Source organism: Amycolatopsis sp. WAC 01416, from assembly GCF_003947485.1.
Classification (GTDB): Bacteria; Actinomycetota; Actinomycetes; order Mycobacteriales; family Pseudonocardiaceae; genus Amycolatopsis.
Genome location: NZ_QHHX01000002.1, coordinates 751,493 through 766,959, shown reverse-complemented (window position 1 = coordinate 766,959; position 15,467 = coordinate 751,493). Strand labels below are relative to the sequence as shown.

Below are 15,467 nucleotides of genomic sequence, written 5' to 3'. Positions count from 1 at the left end.
CGAGTTACGCCTCCAAACACGCGAGTTACGCCTTCAATCACGCGAGATCCGTCTGCAATCACGCGAGATCGCGTAACCGGGTCGCCTCGTCCTGCGCCGCCATCACGTCGTCGCCGTGCCTGAACGCCCACTCCCCGAAGGCTTCGATGGGTGCGAGCAGCGTGGCTCCGAGGTCCGTCAGCGAGTACTCGACCTTCGCCGTCCGGCCGCAGTCGCGCCTGCCGACCAGGCCGTTGAACTCCAGCCGCCGGACGGTCTCCGTGAGCACCTTCGTACTGATCCCGCCGAGCCGTCGCCGCAGTTCGGCCGGCCGCAGCGGCCCGTCGCGCAGGGCCCACAACACGACCGGGTTCCACACGGCAATCGGCGAGGAAGACGTCGTTCATCGGACCTCCGGTAACCAATCGGTACCCGCACGGCTTTCTACGGTCATGGGGTAACTCGATCTTAGGGAGCGGCACATGCGTATCGGTATCTTCGGCGCGGGCGGGATGGCGGAGGCGCTCGGCGGCCAGTGGGCCAGGGCCGGGCACGAGGTGATGGTCGCCGCCCGCGACCGGGCCAAGGCCGCCAGGATCTCCCCGCGAGTGGGGACCTGGGAGGAGACAGCCCGCGCCAGTGACGTGATCCTGCTCGCCGTTCCCGCCGCGTCGGTGACGGAAGTCCTTGCCGTCGCTGGAGATCTCGCCGGGAAGGTCTTGATCGACTGCACCAACGCCGTCGGCCCGGGCGCCTCGCTCACGGTCGCCGACCAGGCCGCCCGGATCGCCGCAGCCGCACCGGACGCGCACGTGGTCAAGGCGTTCAACCTGTGCCACGTGGACGTCTGGCGGATGACTCCGCCGGTGTTCGGCGGCCGTCCGCTGGCGGTGCCGATCTGCGGCGACAAGGTCGGCGAAGTGAGCGAACTGGTCCGCGACCTCGGGTGCACTCCCCTGGTCGCGGGCGGCCTCGACCGGGCGGCGCTCATGGAGGCGACGATGGCGTTCATGGTCGGGCTCTGGTTCGACGGACACGACGCCCAGGCCTGCTTCCCGCCCCTTCCGGTGTGATTTCAGGGTCGTCCCCGATGTGCCGGCCGGACAGGCGAGCGAGCCTGTGCGACATGGGGACGAAGACGTGGCGGCAGCTGACCGTGTGGCTGCACGTCATCACGTCGGTGGGCTGGATGGGGCAGGCCTTGGCGCTGTTCACCCTCCTGACGATCAGCCGCACGAGCGAGGACGGCGCGATCCGCGTCGCCGCGACGTCCATGGCGCACGAGATCGACTCGTTCCTGCTGGCGCCGCTCGCCAACGCGTCGGCCTTCACCGGCTTCATGCTCGCCGCGGCGACGGCCTGGGGTTTCACCCGGCATTGGTGGGTGCTGGCGAAGTTCGCGATCACGCTCGTCCAGCTCTATGCCGGGATCTTCCTGCTGTCCGGCGCTTTGCAGGATTCCGTGGTGGCGGCGCGGGCCGGTGGGCCGGCACCGGTGGCGCTCGTGGCCGGGACCGCGCTGATGGCGAGCGCGCTCGCGTTCCAGGCGTGGCTTTCGGTGGCGAAACCGTGGGGCAAGGTCCGCTCCGGCGGGAAGCTGCCGACCGCGCCGACGTGGGTGTTCGTCGCCGCGGTCCTCGCGCCGCTCACCGACATCACGGTGGGCTTGATGCTCGGCTATCCGTTGCCCGCGCTGTCGCTGATCGTGCTGATCGTGCAGCTAGTGCGGCGCCGGCGACTGCTCGCTGTCCCGAGTCCGTGAAAGCCTCGTTTCACGCACGCGCGTGCTAGGAAAGGACCGTTCCTTGCAAATTTTGCAAGGAACGGTCCTTTCCTAGCACGGGTAAGCGGCCGAAGTTCAGAGCTGGTCCACCGCCGTGATCCGGATGACCGCCGAGCCCGCCTCGTCCGAAGCCGCCAGGTCGACCTCGGCGCTGATGCCCCAGTCGTGGTCGCCCGCCGGATCGTCGAAGATCTGCCGCACCCGCCAGATCTCCGTCTCCTGCTCGATGATCAGCAGCTTGGGCCCGCGCGCGTCCGGCCCGATGCCGAGGGTTTCGTGCTCGTCGAAGTAGTCCTCGATGGCGTCTTCCCACGCGTCGGCGTCCCAACCCGAAGCGGCGTCCAGATCGCCGAGCGTCCCGTAGGCCCGCCGCGACGCCAGCTCCACCCGACGGAAGAGCTCGTTCCTCACCAGGACACGGAAGGCCCGCTCGTTCCGCGTGACCGCGGGCGGCTCGGACGGCGGCCGCACCGAAACGGGACCCTCCTCTTCGGGGTGCCGCAAGGCTTCCCACTCGTCCAGGAGGCTGGAGTCGACCTGGCGCACCAGTTCGCCCAGCCATTCGATGAGGTCCTGCAACCCCTCGGTCTTGGCCTCGTCGGGGACCGTGTGCCGCAGCGAGTCGTAGGTGTCGGTGAGGTACCGCAGCACCAGCCCTTCCGAACGGGCGAGCTGGTAGAAACCGATGTACTCCACGAAGTTCATCGCACGCTCGTACATGTCGCGCACGACGGACTTCGGCTTGAGCTCGTAGTCCTCGACCCACGGATGCCCTTGCCGGTAGCGGGAATACGCCGCCTCCAGCAGTTCTTCGAGCGGCTTCGGGTACGTGACGTTCTCGAGCAGTTCCATCCGCTCGTCGTATTCGATGCCCTCGGCCTTCATCGCCTGGACGGCCTCGCCGCGCGCCTTGAACTGCTGCTGCGACAACACCGGCCGCGGATTGTCCACAGTGGATTCCACAATGGACACGACGTCGAGCGGATAGGACGGCGACTCGACGTCGAGGAGCTCGATCGCGGCCAGCGCGAACGGCGAAAGCGGCTGGTTCAGCGCGAAGTCGAACTGCAGGTCCACGGTGAGCCGCACGATGCGGCCCTGCTCGTCGGGCTCGTCGAGCCGTTCCACGACGCCCGCCGCGAGCAGCGCGCGGTAGATCGCGATCGCGCGCAGGATCAGTTTCCGCTGGGCGGGACGGTCGGAATGGTTGTCCTCCAGCAGATGCCGCATCGAGTCGAACGCGTTGCCCGGCCGGGAGACGACGTTCAGCAACATCGAGTGGCTGACCTGGAAACTCGACGTCAGCGGCTCCGGCTCGGCCGCGATCAGCCGGTCGAAGGTGCTCTCCGTCCAGTTGACGAACCCTTCCGGCGCCTTCTTGCGGACGATCTTCTTTTTCTTCTTGGGATCGTCGCCCGCCTTCTCCAGCGCCTTGGCGTTTTCGACGACGTGGTCTGGTGCCTGTACGACGACGTAGCCGTCGGTGTCGTACCCGGCACGGCCGGCGCGGCCGGCGATCTGGTGGAACTCACGCGCCTTGAGATGCCGCTGCCGCACGCCGTCGTACTTCGTCAGCGCCGAGAAGACCACTGTGCGGATAGGTACGTTGATGCCGACGCCGAGGGTGTCGGTCCCGCAGATCACCTTCAGCAGCCCGGCTTGCGCGAGCTGCTCGACCAGGCGCCGGTACTTCGGCAGCATGCCGGCGTGGTGCACGCCGATACCGTGCCGGACCAGCCGCGACAGCGTCTTCCCGAACCCCGCCGAGAACCGGAAGCCGCCGAGCATCTCGGCGATGGCCTCCTTCTCCGCCTTCGAGGTGACGTTGATGCTCATCAGCGTCTGCGCGCGTTCGATCGCCGCCGCCTGTGAGAAGTGCACGACGTACACCGGGGACTGACCGCCGTGGAGCAGCTCGGACATCGTCTCGTGCAACGGCGTCAGCGCGTAGCGGAAGGTCAGCGGCACCGGCCGCTCCACCGAGGTGACCACCGCGGTCGGACGGCCCGTCCGGCGGGTGAGGTCCTTCTCGAAGAACGAGACGTCGCCCAGCGTCGCCGACATCAGCACGAACTGGGCGTTCGGCAGCTCCAGCAGCGGCACCTGCCAGGCCCAGCCGCGATCCGGCTCCGAATAGAAGTGGAACTCGTCCGCGATGACCCGCCCGACCGGCGCGTCGGCGCCGAACCGCAACGCCATGTTCGCCAGGATTTCCGCCGTGCAGCAGATGATCGGCGCGTCGGCGTTCACCGCCGAGTCGCCGGTCATCATGCCGACGTTCTCGGCGCCGAAGATCTCGATGAGCTGGAAGAACTTCTCCGAGACGAGCGCCTTGATCGGCGCCGTGTAGTAGCTGCGGCGGCCGTGCGCGAGCGCGGTGAAGTGCGCCCCGACGGCGACCAGGCTCTTTCCCGAGCCCGTCGGCGTCGACAGGATCAGGTTCGCCCCGGAGACCACTTCGATGATGGCCTCTTCCTGTGCCGGGTACAGCTCGAGCCCGCGCTCGGCCGTCCAGGTGGAGAAGGCTTCGAACAGCGAGTCGGGGTCGGGACGCGCAGGCAGGAGGTCTGTAAGTGTCATCAGAGGACCTATCGTGCCATCCGTTGGTCGCTTCTTGCCCAGGGGTGATCGCGCCCTCCGCCGGAAACCCGTAGGCTTCGCGTTACCGCGCACCTATCGGGCAAGCATCACCCGGTCGCGCACACAGGCGGTAATCCGAGAGGGCTTAGGAATGGCACAGGACATCATCCCGATCGAACTCGGCCTGCCTCAGGGTGACGTCGTCACCCTCTGGGCGCCGCGCTGGCGGGAAGACGGCGAGGAGTGGGAAGCCTTCCTCGGCGACGAGGAAGACCTGTACGCCTTCCCGGACGCGGCGCATCTCGCGGCCTTCGTTCGGACATCCGAGCAGCACGACCTGCTCGACCACCCGGCGTGGGAGGTCGTGCCCGCGCTGAACGTGCCCGAGCTGATCCCGGACGACGACCACACCTACGACCTGGTGGGCGTCCCCGAGCTGGTCGCCGACAAGCCGGACCAGTGGACGCTCGGCGAGCTGGCCGAGATCATCGGCATCGTGCGTTCGCTCGCGGACGTGTGCGAGCTCGACGAGGTCCACGAAGTCCTCGACGCGCACGAGAGCTTCTCGCTGCTGGATCAGGGCACGCTGCCCTTCTCCGGCCGCGACGGCGAGCGTCTCTGGGCGGACCTGTCGCAGGCGGTCTCCGAGAAGTGGGACACCGTCCTCGACGCGATCGACGGCCTGGTGACCGCTCCCGACGTCGACGAGAAGGTGCTGGAGCAGACGGCGGAGGAGCTCGCGACCTTCCTCGCGGAGTCCGCCGAAGCCGAAGCGGCCGCCGCCGACGAGGACCTCGTGGACGATGACGACGAGGACGCGGAAGACGACGAGCCCGTCGGTTTCTGGGGCGAGGTCGGCATCGACCCGATCAAGATCATCACCTCCGGCGCCGAGTACTACACACTGCGCTGCTACCTCGACGACAAGCCGATCTTCCTCGGCAGCGAAGGCGAGATCGACGTCTTCACCTCCGAGAAGGCCCTCATCCGCGCGATCGCGGACGGCAAGGACCTGGCGGACAACGACCTCTCCCAAGTGTCCACTTGGGACGAGGTGGCCACGAAGGCCACCGCGGGCGAGCTCGAAATCGACGTCGACACCGAGAACACCTACGTGTTGAACGGGATCGCCGACGACATCGCCGAAGGCCCCGAAGCGATCGACCCGACCCAGCTGGAGCTGGCCGTCGAGCTGATCACCGACGCCGCCGAATGGGCCGAGGACGACAGCGTCGAGACCGCGCTGGCGTCCAACGAAAGCCTCGGCTGGCTGGTGTCGTTCGTACTGCGGCCGGACCCCTCGCGGCTCGAGCCGAGCGCTCCGTTCGACGCAGAGCAGTCCGAGTGGCGCAAGCTCGTCGAGACCTTCGAGAACCGGCTCACGGTCGTCTGATCCTTCCACGGGACGCTATGAAAGGTCCCTTCATTGCAAAATTTGCAATGAAGGGACCTTTCATAGCGCTTGGGGGCTCTCGTGCTTGACGGGCACCAGGGCGATGGCCAGTACCGGGAAGACCGCGGCCACGCAGAATGCCAGGGCGTATCGGCTGTCACCGATCACGAGACCCAGCAGCGGCGGCGTGAGTGCCGCGGCGATGTTCTGTCCGGTGTTCTGCGTGCCCATCGCCCGCCCTGCCCACGCGAGCCCGGCCATCTCCGCCGACGCGGTGAACCCGAGCCCGTTGTCCGACACGGTGATCACCGCGGCCAGCACGAGCGCGAGCAGCACCAGCCACGGCCACGTCGCGTCCCCGAGCGCGACCAGCAGCATCACCCCGGCACTCGCGATCGCCAGCTGCCGCATCGGCCGCAGCCTGCTGCCGGCGCGGTCGGACCAGTAACCCGACGCGATCCTGCCCAGCGCGCCGAGGATCTGGACGGCGCCGACGAACCAGCCCGCGGACGCGGCCGCCCAGCCGTGCATGGTCACCAGATACACGGGAGTGAAGGCGGAAACCGTGAACTGCGGGACGACGAGCAACGCGCTCGCGCCGTGAACCCGCCACAACGCCGGCTTCCGGTACGGCGACGGCGGCTTCTCCCGCTTGCCCGCTTCGACCTTCGGACGCGGCGGATCCACCAGCAGCCAGGCGACGAGGAGCGCGACGGCGATCGCGGTCAGCGCGGGCAGCAGGAGCGAGACCTGGAATCCCCAGCGATCCGCGAGCGGCGGGAGACCGAAGGCGGCGACGCCCACCCCGAGCGGCTGGGCCATCTGGCGGATGCCCATCGCGAGGCCCCGTTCGGCCGGACCGAACCAGCCGAGGACGGCCCGGCCGCTCGCGGCGTTCACTGACGCGGTGCTCGCACCGGCGAGCAGGAACACCCCAAAGAGGATCCCGAGCGAGTGGTCGCCGACGGCCGCGTACACGAGGAGTAACCCCGAGACGCCGAGTCCGAGGGCCATTACCAAACGCTCTCCGTAACGGTCCGCGGCCGCACCCCACAAGATCAAGGTGAACAGCAGGCCAAGACTCGGCGCCGCGACCACGGTTCCCGCTTCGGCGAGCGTCAATCCCTCCGCACGCTGCATGGTCGGCACCAGGAACGGGAGCCCATAGAGGAACGAACAGCTCGCGGTCTGTGCGGCGAGGCCGAGCGCGAGGATGAGCCAGCGTCGTTTTCCGCCGACCCCCACGTCCACGACCTGCGTCATCACGACCACCGTTTCACTATCTGAGAATGTTCTCCTACATAGTGAACGATAGTTGTCTATGCTAACGAACGCAAGGACGCGTAGCCCGGCTTGATGACCGTGTTGATGATGTCGAGCCGCTGGTCGAAATCGAGGAAGGCGGATTTCATCGCATTGATCGTGAACCACTCGAGATCGGCCACCCCGTAGCCGAACGCGTCGCTCAGTGCCGCGAATTCGCTGGTCATCGAGCAGCCGCTCATCAGCCGGTTGTCGGTGTTGACGGTGACCCGGAACCGCAGCCTGGCGAGCAGGCCGAAGGGATGTTCGCCGATCGAGCGCGCCGCTCCCGTCTGGACATTGGACGTGGGGCAGATCTCCAGCGGGATCCGGCGGTCGCGGACGTAGGCGGCCAACCGTCCCAAATGGACCGTGCCGTCACTGTCGGTCTTGATGTCCTCGACGATGCGGACCCCGTGGCCGAGCCGCTCGGCACCGCAATGCTGAATCGCCTCCCAAATGGACGGCAGCCCGAACGCCTCCCCGGCATGAATGGTGAAATGCGCATTATTCGTCCGCAGAAACTCGAATGCGTCGAGATTTCTGGTAGGCGGAAATCCGTCTTCCGGTCCGGCGATGTCGAACCCGACCACGCCGGCGTCGCGGTAGCGGACGGCGAGACCGGCGATCTCGAGCGCCCTGGCGTGCTGGCGCATCGCGCAGAGCAACGTCCCGACGCGGATCCGGCCGCCGCCTTCCGCCACTCTCCGTTCACCTTCGGCGAATCCGGCCTGAATGGCCTCGACCACCGCATCGAGTGACAGCCCGCGTTCGACGAAGAGTTCGGGGGCATACCGCACCTCGGCGTAGACGACCCCGTCGGCCGCGAGGTCTTCCACCGCCTCGGCGGCCACTCTGACCAGCGCTTCCTCGGTCTGCATGACACCGCAGGTATGCGCGAACGTCTCAAGGTACGAGACGAGGGAGCCGGAATCGGCGGCGTCGCGGAACCATCGGCCGAGTTCGGCGGGATCGCTGGCCGGCAGGGCCGTGTACCCGGTCTGCTCGGCCAGTTCGGCGACCGTGGCGGGACGCAATCCGCCGTCCAGGTGGTCGTGGAGGAGAACCTTCGGAGCGCGGGCCAGTACCGCCTCCGGGATGCTTGGTCTGCTGCTTTCAGAGGACATACGTAACGGTAACCAGCCTGTCATTCCCCTACATGGTGGTAACTCGTACGCTCTGGTTAACCCTCGGCTTTGTCGATCACGAGCTGAATCGGCCATCAGGGTCAGAGCTCGACATTGTCCGATACCCGGGGGCCATACGCAGAGCAATTTCGCAATGGATAAGCTTGCCGTCACGTCCCTCCCATTTCCCCGCCCACGAAGGACACCGCAGTGACCACTGACAACCACATTGCAGCCCCGTCCTTCGACCGGATGCGCAACATGCTGGTGCGCGCGGCCGAAGTGCGTGAGAGCGAACAGCAGCAGATCTTCGACGCGCTCGACGACATCTACGCACGTCTGGCCCCGGTCGACTCGCTCGGCGCGGTGCGCAAGCGGCTCTCGGAGATGCCCGACCGCACCGAGACGAGCGTGCTCGCCGAACGTCTCGACGAGACCATGTCGCGGCTCGAAGCGCAGGACACCGCGATCGCCGCGCTGACCCGCGCCGTCGAGAGCATCGTCGACAAGCTGGCGAAGCCGTTCGCTCAGCTCGACGGCCGCCTCGACGGCATGGCCGCGCGCCTCGAAGGCGTCGGGGGCCGGATGGACGGGCTCGAGGACAAGCTCCAGAACATCCACCGCCGTCTCGACGAACTCGGCGCGCACCTCGACAAACAGGACGTGAAGACCGACGCGCTGCCTCAGTCGGTGATCGGCCCGGTGCGCGAGCGCGTCGAGCAGGCCGAGTCGACCCTGCGGGACCGCGTCGACACCGTCGACCGCGAACTGCGCACCCGCGTCGAGAACCTCGACAAGGCGACCAAGGAAAGCCTCACCGCGAACACCGAGGCGCTGAAGACCGCGCTGACCGAGACCGGCGAGATGATCGACGCTTCGGACCGCCTCGACGGCCTCGGCGACCGCCTCGAAAAGGTCACCTCGCGCCTCGACCACCTGGCCGAGCGCCTCGACAAGGTCGAGGACGGCTTCACCGGCCGCCTCGGCGACCTCGACGGCTCGATCCGCTCCGGCCTGTCGAAGGTCGAGAGCACGCTGCAGAAGCAGCCGGACACCGACTCTGTCGACACGCTGGTGCGCAAGAGCAACGACGAGTCCGTACGCCGCATCGGCGGCCAGCTGGACGAGGCCATGGCGACCTTCGCGGAGCTGATGCTCGGCGGTGGCCCGGCCGTGCAGCAGATCTCCCCGCCGCCGCCCGCCCCGCGTCAGCCGCGTCGCAGCTCGCGCAACGGCCGCGCGCCCAAGGCGGCCGACGCCAAGGCCAAGGCCGACGGCACCGACGAGACCACCGACTGATCCGCTTGTAGCGCGTGGAGGCCCCCTTCCCTCGGCCCAGGTCTGAGTGACCAGCCGAGGGAAGGGGGCCTTCACGCTTCTCTGGTCTCTTCGTGCTCGGGCACCGACCTGCGTTTAGCCCCCTGATCGCGATCCGCCGGGCCCTCTCCGCAATTCGTCATCTGGTTGCGGCAGAGCCAACCGCGACGAGGCCACGCGTCCGCCGGTGCCCCACTTGGACGGCCGAGCTGGACGGCCGACGTCGGTGCCCCCAATGTGGCATTGGGGACACCGAGCGTCCCCAATGCCACATTGGGGGCGCTCGCTCCCGGCAAGACCCTCCGCAATTCGGCACCTGGTTGCGCTAGTTGCGCGTGCAACTACCGCAACCAGATGACGAATTGCGTGGGTCAGGGCCGCACGGTCTCCAGGACGAGCGGAGCGGAGGCCGGGGCCTCCGAGGAGACGGCGTAGGCGTCAGCGAGCGCAGCGAGAGCCGAAGGAACAGCGTCCGGCGTATCGGTGTGCAGCTCCAGTAGCGGCTGCCCGGCCGAAACCTCGTCGCCCGGCTTCGCCAGGCACAGCACGCCGGCCGCGGCCTGCACCGGATCCTCCTTGCGCGCCCGCCCGGCCCCGAGCCGCCAAGCGGCGACTCCGACCGAATAAGCGTCCAAACGCGACAAAACCCCATCGGCGGGCGCCGAGACGACGTGGACGTGCTCAGGTCGCGGCAAAGGAGCGTCCGGATCCCCGCCCTGCGCGGCGATCATCCGGCACCACGTCTCGTAGGCCTTCCCCGACGCGAGCACCGCCGCCGGGTCCACATCGGACAATCCCGCCAGCGCCAGCATCTCCCTGGCCAAAGCCACGGTCAGCTCGACGACGTCGGCCGGGCCGCCGCCGCGCAGCACCTCGACCGACTCCGCGACCTCGATCGCGTTGCCGACGGCGTATCCCAACGGCACGTTCATGTCCGTGATCAGCGCAGTCGTCGCGACGCCGTGCGCGGTCCCGATCTCCACCAGGGTCCGCGCGAGTTCACGAGCCTGCGGAAGCGTCTTCATGAACGCGCCCGAGCCGGTCTTCACGTCGAGGACGAGCCCGGCCGAACCTTCCGCGATCTTCTTGCTCATGATCGAGCTCGCGATCAGCGGGATCGACTCCACCGTCGAGGTCACGTCCCGCAGCGCGTACAGCTTCTTGTCGGCCGGAGCCAGCCCGGAGGTGGCCGCGCAGACCACCGCGCCGACCTCGTCGAGCTGCCGGATGATCTCCGATGTCGACAAAGCGGCACGCCAACCGGGGATCGACTCCAGTTTGTCGAGTGTCCCGCCGGTGTGCCCGAGCCCGCGTCCGGACAGCTGCGGCACGGCCGCCCCGCAGGCCGCGACGAGCGGCGCCAGCGGAAGCGTGATCTTGTCGCCGACCCCGCCCGTCGAATGCTTGTCGATGGTCGGGCGGCTGACCTTCAGGTCGAGCCGCTCCCCCGACGAGATCATCGCGCCGGTCCAGCGCGCGATCTCGCCGGAATCCATGCCCCGCAGGAAGATGGCCATCGCGAGCGCGGCCATCTGCTCCTCGGCGATGTCGCCGCGTGTGTACGCGTCGATCGTCCAGTCGATCTGCTCGTCGGTGAGCCGTCCGCCGTCCCGCTTCGCGCGGATGACGTCGACAGCGGCGAACGCGCTCATGGCAGGTCGTCCGGCCCGAACGCGTCCGGCAGCACCGCGGACATCGGCAGGATGCCGCTGGGAGTGTCCACCAGGCACTCCGCACCACCGTGCTCGAACAGGATCTGACGGCAGCGCCCGCACGGCATCAGGAGATCACCGGCGCCACTGCGGCAGGCGACGGCGACCAGTTTGCCGCCGCCGGTCAGCCGCAGTTGCCCCGCCATCGTGCATTCCGCGCACATTCCCAAGCCGTACGAAGCGTTTTCGACGTTGCAGCCGACGACGATCCGGCCGTCGTCCACCACTCCCGCGACGCCGACGTGCAGGCCCGAGTACGGCGCGTACGCCGACTTCGCAGCCTCGACGGCTTGCGCCCGCAAGGCTTCCCAGTCGTACTCCGCCATGTCAGTCCTCACCTCGCCGATAGGTGGCGCCGATCGCCTTGGGCGGCCGCAGCCGCTGCGAAGCCACCGCCAGCACGATCAGCGTCACGAAGTGCGCGGTGTACGGGATGAGGTCGCTGGGCAGGTCGTCGTTGGTCCAGTAGATCGCGTACAGCGCGACGGCGCCGACGACACCGAGCGCGGAAGCGATCCACTGACGGCGGAACAACTGCACCGCCACGATCACGGCAAGCAGGATCACCGCGCCGTACAGCAGCGCGAGCACCGCGGTGCCGCCACCGGCGAGCTGGAGGCCGTCCGCGTAACCGAACAGCGCCGCGCCGCCGAGCAGGCCGCCCGGCCGCCAGTTTCCGAAGATCATCGCCGCGAGGCCGATGTACCCGCGGTTGTTGGTCTGGTTCTCCAGGTAGTCCGCACCGCCGGCGAGCAGCACGAGCGACGCGCCACCCATTCCGGCGAGCCCGCCGGAGATGATCATGGCGATGTACTTGTGCAGGTAGACCTTCACGCCGAGGGACTCGGCCGCGACCGGGTTCTCACCACAGGACCGCAGCCGCAGGCCGAACCGCGTCCGCCACAGCACGAGGTAGCTGATCGGGACCAGCGCGATCGCGATCATCGTCAGCGGCGCGACCTCGGTGACCAGGCCGTTGAGGATGCCGGCGAGGTCGGAGACGAAGACGCGCTGCATCTTCTCCAGATCCGAAAGCCAGTCCGAGAGGAACGTCGCCGAATAGGTGTCGAACTTCGGGACCGGCGGCGACTGACGCGGGTTCCCCGAAAGCGGGGTGAACACCAGGTTCGCCAGGTACTTCGCGACTCCGAGACCGAGCAGGTTGATCGCCACACCGGAGACGATGTGGTTGACGTTGAAGGTCACCGTCGCGACGGCGTGCAGCAACCCGCCGAGCGCGCCGAACACCACTGCCGCCAGCAATCCGGCCCAGACGCCGCCGTAGAACGCGCCCCAGGCGGCACCCCAGGTGCCGAGGATCATCATGCCTTCGAGGCCGATGTTGATCACGCCGGCGCGTTCGGCCCAGAGGCCGCCGAGTGCGCAGAGCAGGATCGGCAGCGCCAGCCTCAGCGCGGTGTGCGCGGTGTTGGTCGAGGTCAGCGTGTTGACGCCGGTGGCGTACGACGCGATCGCGAGCACACCGACGGCCAGCAACCCCCAGATCGCACCCTTGAGCCAGCCGGGAATGCGGCGCTTCGGCGGCTTCACCGGCATGGTGGTCCCGCCCGTGTTGGGCGACAGAACGTCCGCGGTGGTCACACCGCACCTCCCTCGGAAACGCTCGATCCCTTGCGGCCGTTGCCTGCCAGCGCGCGACCGACGCGACGCTGTTCGGCGGCCAGGTCCGCGCGGCGCACGATCTCGTACGCGATGACGACCGACAGCACGATCACGCCCTGCATGATCGTGGCGATCTCTTTGGACACGTTGATCTGTTCGAGCGACACCGCGGACCGGTCGAGGAACGCCCACAGCAGGGCGCCCAGCGCGATGCCCGCCGGGTGGTTGCGGCCGAGCAGAGCGACCGCGATACCGGTGAAGCCGTACATCTGGGTCGAAGTGATGCCGTAGCTGAAGTCGCGGCCGAGCAGTTCGGGCATCGCGACCAGGCCGGCGACGCCACCGGAAAGCAGCATCGCGATCAGCGTCATCTTCTTGGCGTTCACCCCGCCGGCGGCGGCCGCCGTCGTCGATTCGCCCGAGGCCTTGAGCTCGAAGCCGAACCGGGTCCGGTTGAGCATGAACCAGTAGGCCCCGCCGATCAGCGCCGCGATGAACACGAAGCCGAACAGCTCACCCGAAAGGATCGGGATACCCGGGATCCGGCCCGTCTCGGCGATCTCGCGGGTGGCGATGTTGTTGCCGGTCTGCACGCCGAACTGGTCCGCGTTGACCAGGAACGCCACGATGCCGCCGACGATCGCGTTCAGCATGATCGTCGAGATGACCTCGGAAACGCCTCGGGTCACCTTCAGCACGGCCGGGATGGCCGCGTACAGCATGCCGCTGGCCACCGCGACGACCAGGATCGCCAGCACGTGGATCACCGGCGGCAGTTGCAGCGCCCCGCCGATGATGGCGGTGACGATGGCGGCGAACCGGTACTGGCCCTCGACACCGATGTTGAAGAGGTTCATCTGGAAGCCGATGGCCACCGCGAGCCCGGACAGGTAGTAGACCGTCGCGAGGTTCACCGTGTCGACGGCCGTCGAGCCCTTGAAGAGCTGGCCGACCATCGTGCCGTAGGCCTGGAGCGGGTCCGCGCCCGAGATGATCAGCGCGATGGCCGTCAGGATGACCGCGAAAACGATCGCGAGCAGAGGCGGAAGCAGCCTCGTACGCCAGGAACTCACGATGCACCTTCTTCGGAGTCTTCGGAGGCACCCGTCATCGCGGAGCCCAGTTCCTGCGGGGTCACGGTCGCGGGGTCGGCCTCGCCGACCAGTCGTCCGCGCAGCATGACCTGAATGGTGTCGGAAAGCCCGATCAGTTCGTCGAGGTCGGCCGAAACCAGCAGCACGGCCAGCCCGGCCGCACGGGCCTGGCGGATCTGCTCCCAGATCAGCGCCTGCGCGCCGACGTCGACACCACGCGTCGGATGCGACGCGATCAGCAGCACCGGATCGCCGGAAAGCTCACGCCCGACGATCAGCTTCTGCTGGTTGCCACCGGAAAGCGCGGCTGCGGGGACGTCGATGCCCGGCGTGCGGACGTCGTATTGCGCGACGATGCGGCGGGTGTCCTCACGCGCGCCGACGATGTCGAGCAACTGTCCTTTCGCGACCGGCTCGCGGGTCTGGTAGCCGAGGATCCGGTTGACCCACAAGGGTTGCGTGAGCAGGAGGCTGTGCCGCGTGCGGTCTTCGGCGATGTACCCGATCCCGGCCTCGCGACGGGCGAGCGTCCCCAGTTTGTGCAGTTCGACGACCCGGCCGTCGACCTCGGTCAGTTCGATCCGGCCGCCGCCCTTGCGCATGCCCATGATCGTCTCGACGAGTTCGGTCTGGCCGTTGCCCTCGACACCGGCGATCCCGAGCACCTCACCCGCGTGCACGGTGAAGGAGATGTGGTCGAGCACGTTGCGCTCGGAACCCTCGACGCTCAGGCACACGTCGTCCAGGCGGAGGACAGGCCGATCGGTCACAGTGGACTCGCGGGTCTCCGGGCTGGGGAGCTCCGAACCGACCATCATCTCGGCCAGCTGCCGCGACGTGATCGTCTTCGGATCCGCCGTGCCGACGGTGGTGCCACGCCGGATCACGGTGACCGTGTCGGCGATCGCGCGCACCTCGTCGAGCTTGTGCGAGATGAAGATGAAGGTGAATCCGTCCTTCTGCATGGCGCGGACGGTCTCGAACAGCGCGTCGACCTCCTGCGGCACGAGCACCGCGGTGGGCTCGTCGAGGATGATGATCCGCGCCCCGCGGTAGAGGACCTTGACGATCTCCACGCGCTGGCGGTCGGCGACGCCGAGCTCTTCCAGCAGCGCGTCCGGGCGGGCGCGCAGGCCGACGCGTTCGGCGAGTTCCGCCAGCTTCGCCCTCGCCGCGCGGCCGATGCCGTGCAGGTTCTCCGCGCCGAGGAAGACGTTCTCCCCGACGGTGAGGTTGTCGGCCAGCATGAAGTGCTGGTGGACCATCCCGATCCCGGTCTTGATGGCGTCCTGCGGGTTGCGCAGTTTCACCGGTTCGCCGTTGATCGCGATGTCGCCCTCGTCCGGCTGTTGCATGCCGTAGAGGATCTTCATCAGGGTCGATTTGCCCGCGCCGTTCTCGCCGCAGACAGCGTGCACCTCGCCCTTGGTGACGGTGAGGTTGACGTCGGAGTTGGCAACGACACCGGGGAACCGCTTCGTGATCCCGGTCAGCTGCACGGCCGGTTCACCCCGGTCGGGGGCGTCGGTGACCTCGGCCTGGGGAGCGCTCATGGAA

General features: G+C 68.0%; 13 protein-coding genes. 4 read left to right on the top strand and 9 right to left on the bottom strand.

The window, feature by feature from the left end:
- Positions 1–58: 58 nt before the first annotated feature.
- Complete coding sequence (locus tag DL990_RS08030; RefSeq protein WP_233620420.1) at positions 59–343, bottom strand: helix-turn-helix domain-containing protein; 285 nt, start codon at positions 341–343, stop codon at positions 59–61.
- Positions 344–461: 118 nt separating this feature from the next.
- Here DL990_RS08030 and DL990_RS08025 point away from each other — a divergent pair, with 118 nt between their 5' ends.
- Both DL990_RS08025 and DL990_RS08020 read left to right on the top strand, forming a co-directional pair.
- The gene (locus DL990_RS08025; RefSeq protein WP_125798275.1) at positions 462–1,052 is read left to right on the top strand and encodes an NADPH-dependent F420 reductase; all 591 of its coding nucleotides are present in this window, start codon (positions 462–464) and stop codon (positions 1,050–1,052) included.
- Between the two features lie 53 nt (positions 1,053–1,105).
- A complete protein-coding gene (locus tag DL990_RS08020) occupies positions 1,106–1,741 on the top strand; it encodes a hypothetical protein (RefSeq protein WP_125798274.1) in 636 nt (211 codons plus the stop codon).
- A gap of 96 nt (positions 1,742–1,837) precedes the next feature.
- On the opposite strand, the gene DL990_RS08015 is transcribed toward DL990_RS08020, so the two are convergent.
- Positions 1,838–4,342, bottom strand: a complete 2,505-nt coding sequence (locus DL990_RS08015; protein WP_125798273.1) for an RNA helicase — start codon at positions 4,340–4,342, stop codon at positions 1,838–1,840.
- Positions 4,343–4,493: 151 nt separating this feature from the next.
- Here DL990_RS08015 and DL990_RS08010 point away from each other — a divergent pair, with 151 nt between their 5' ends.
- Positions 4,494–5,735 carry a primosomal protein gene (locus tag DL990_RS08010; RefSeq protein WP_125798272.1) on the top strand — a complete coding sequence of 414 codons (1,242 nt, stop codon included), beginning with the start codon at positions 4,494–4,496 and terminating at the stop codon, positions 5,733–5,735.
- Between the two features lie 60 nt (positions 5,736–5,795).
- Here the strand turns inward: DL990_RS08010 and DL990_RS08005 are convergent, their stop codons facing one another.
- Positions 5,796–6,998, bottom strand: coding sequence for an MFS transporter (locus DL990_RS08005; protein WP_125798271.1), 1,203 nt, complete (start codon positions 6,996–6,998; stop codon positions 5,796–5,798).
- Positions 6,999–7,054: 56 nt separating this feature from the next.
- Positions 7,055–8,164: an adenosine deaminase gene (locus DL990_RS08000; protein ID WP_125798270.1), complete on the bottom strand. Its 1,110-nt coding sequence runs from the start codon at positions 8,162–8,164 to the stop codon at positions 7,055–7,057.
- A 210-nt stretch (positions 8,165–8,374) separates the two neighbouring features.
- Here DL990_RS08000 and DL990_RS07995 point away from each other — a divergent pair, with 210 nt between their 5' ends.
- The gene (locus tag DL990_RS07995) at positions 8,375–9,463 is read left to right on the top strand and encodes a PA containing protein (protein WP_125788956.1); all 1,089 of its coding nucleotides are present in this window, start codon (positions 8,375–8,377) and stop codon (positions 9,461–9,463) included.
- A gap of 389 nt (positions 9,464–9,852) precedes the next feature.
- Here the strand turns inward: DL990_RS07995 and DL990_RS07990 are convergent, their stop codons facing one another.
- The 5 genes from DL990_RS07990 to DL990_RS07970 are packed head-to-tail and all read right to left on the bottom strand — an operon-like array spanning position 9,853 to position 15,463.
- Positions 9,853–11,133 carry a thymidine phosphorylase gene (locus tag DL990_RS07990; protein WP_125798269.1) on the bottom strand — a complete coding sequence of 427 codons (1,281 nt, stop codon included), beginning with the start codon at positions 11,131–11,133 and terminating at the stop codon, positions 9,853–9,855.
- Entirely contained in the window at positions 11,130–11,519 is a 390-nt protein-coding gene (locus DL990_RS07985) for a cytidine deaminase (protein ID WP_125788954.1), read from the bottom strand. The genes DL990_RS07990 and DL990_RS07985 overlap by 4 nt, the downstream gene beginning before the upstream one ends.
- A 1-nt stretch (position 11,520) precedes the next feature.
- Positions 11,521–12,795 carry an ABC transporter permease gene (locus tag DL990_RS07980; RefSeq protein WP_199746253.1) on the bottom strand — a complete coding sequence of 425 codons (1,275 nt, stop codon included), beginning with the start codon at positions 12,793–12,795 and terminating at the stop codon, positions 11,521–11,523.
- Complete coding sequence (locus DL990_RS07975) at positions 12,792–13,889, bottom strand: ABC transporter permease (RefSeq protein ID WP_125788953.1); 1,098 nt, start codon at positions 13,887–13,889, stop codon at positions 12,792–12,794. Before DL990_RS07975 ends, DL990_RS07980 begins: the two co-directional genes overlap by 4 nt.
- A complete protein-coding gene (locus DL990_RS07970; RefSeq protein WP_125788952.1) occupies positions 13,886–15,463 on the bottom strand; it encodes an ABC transporter ATP-binding protein in 1,578 nt (525 codons plus the stop codon). The genes DL990_RS07975 and DL990_RS07970 overlap by 4 nt, the downstream gene beginning before the upstream one ends.
- Between the last annotated feature and the right edge of the window lie 4 nt (positions 15,464–15,467).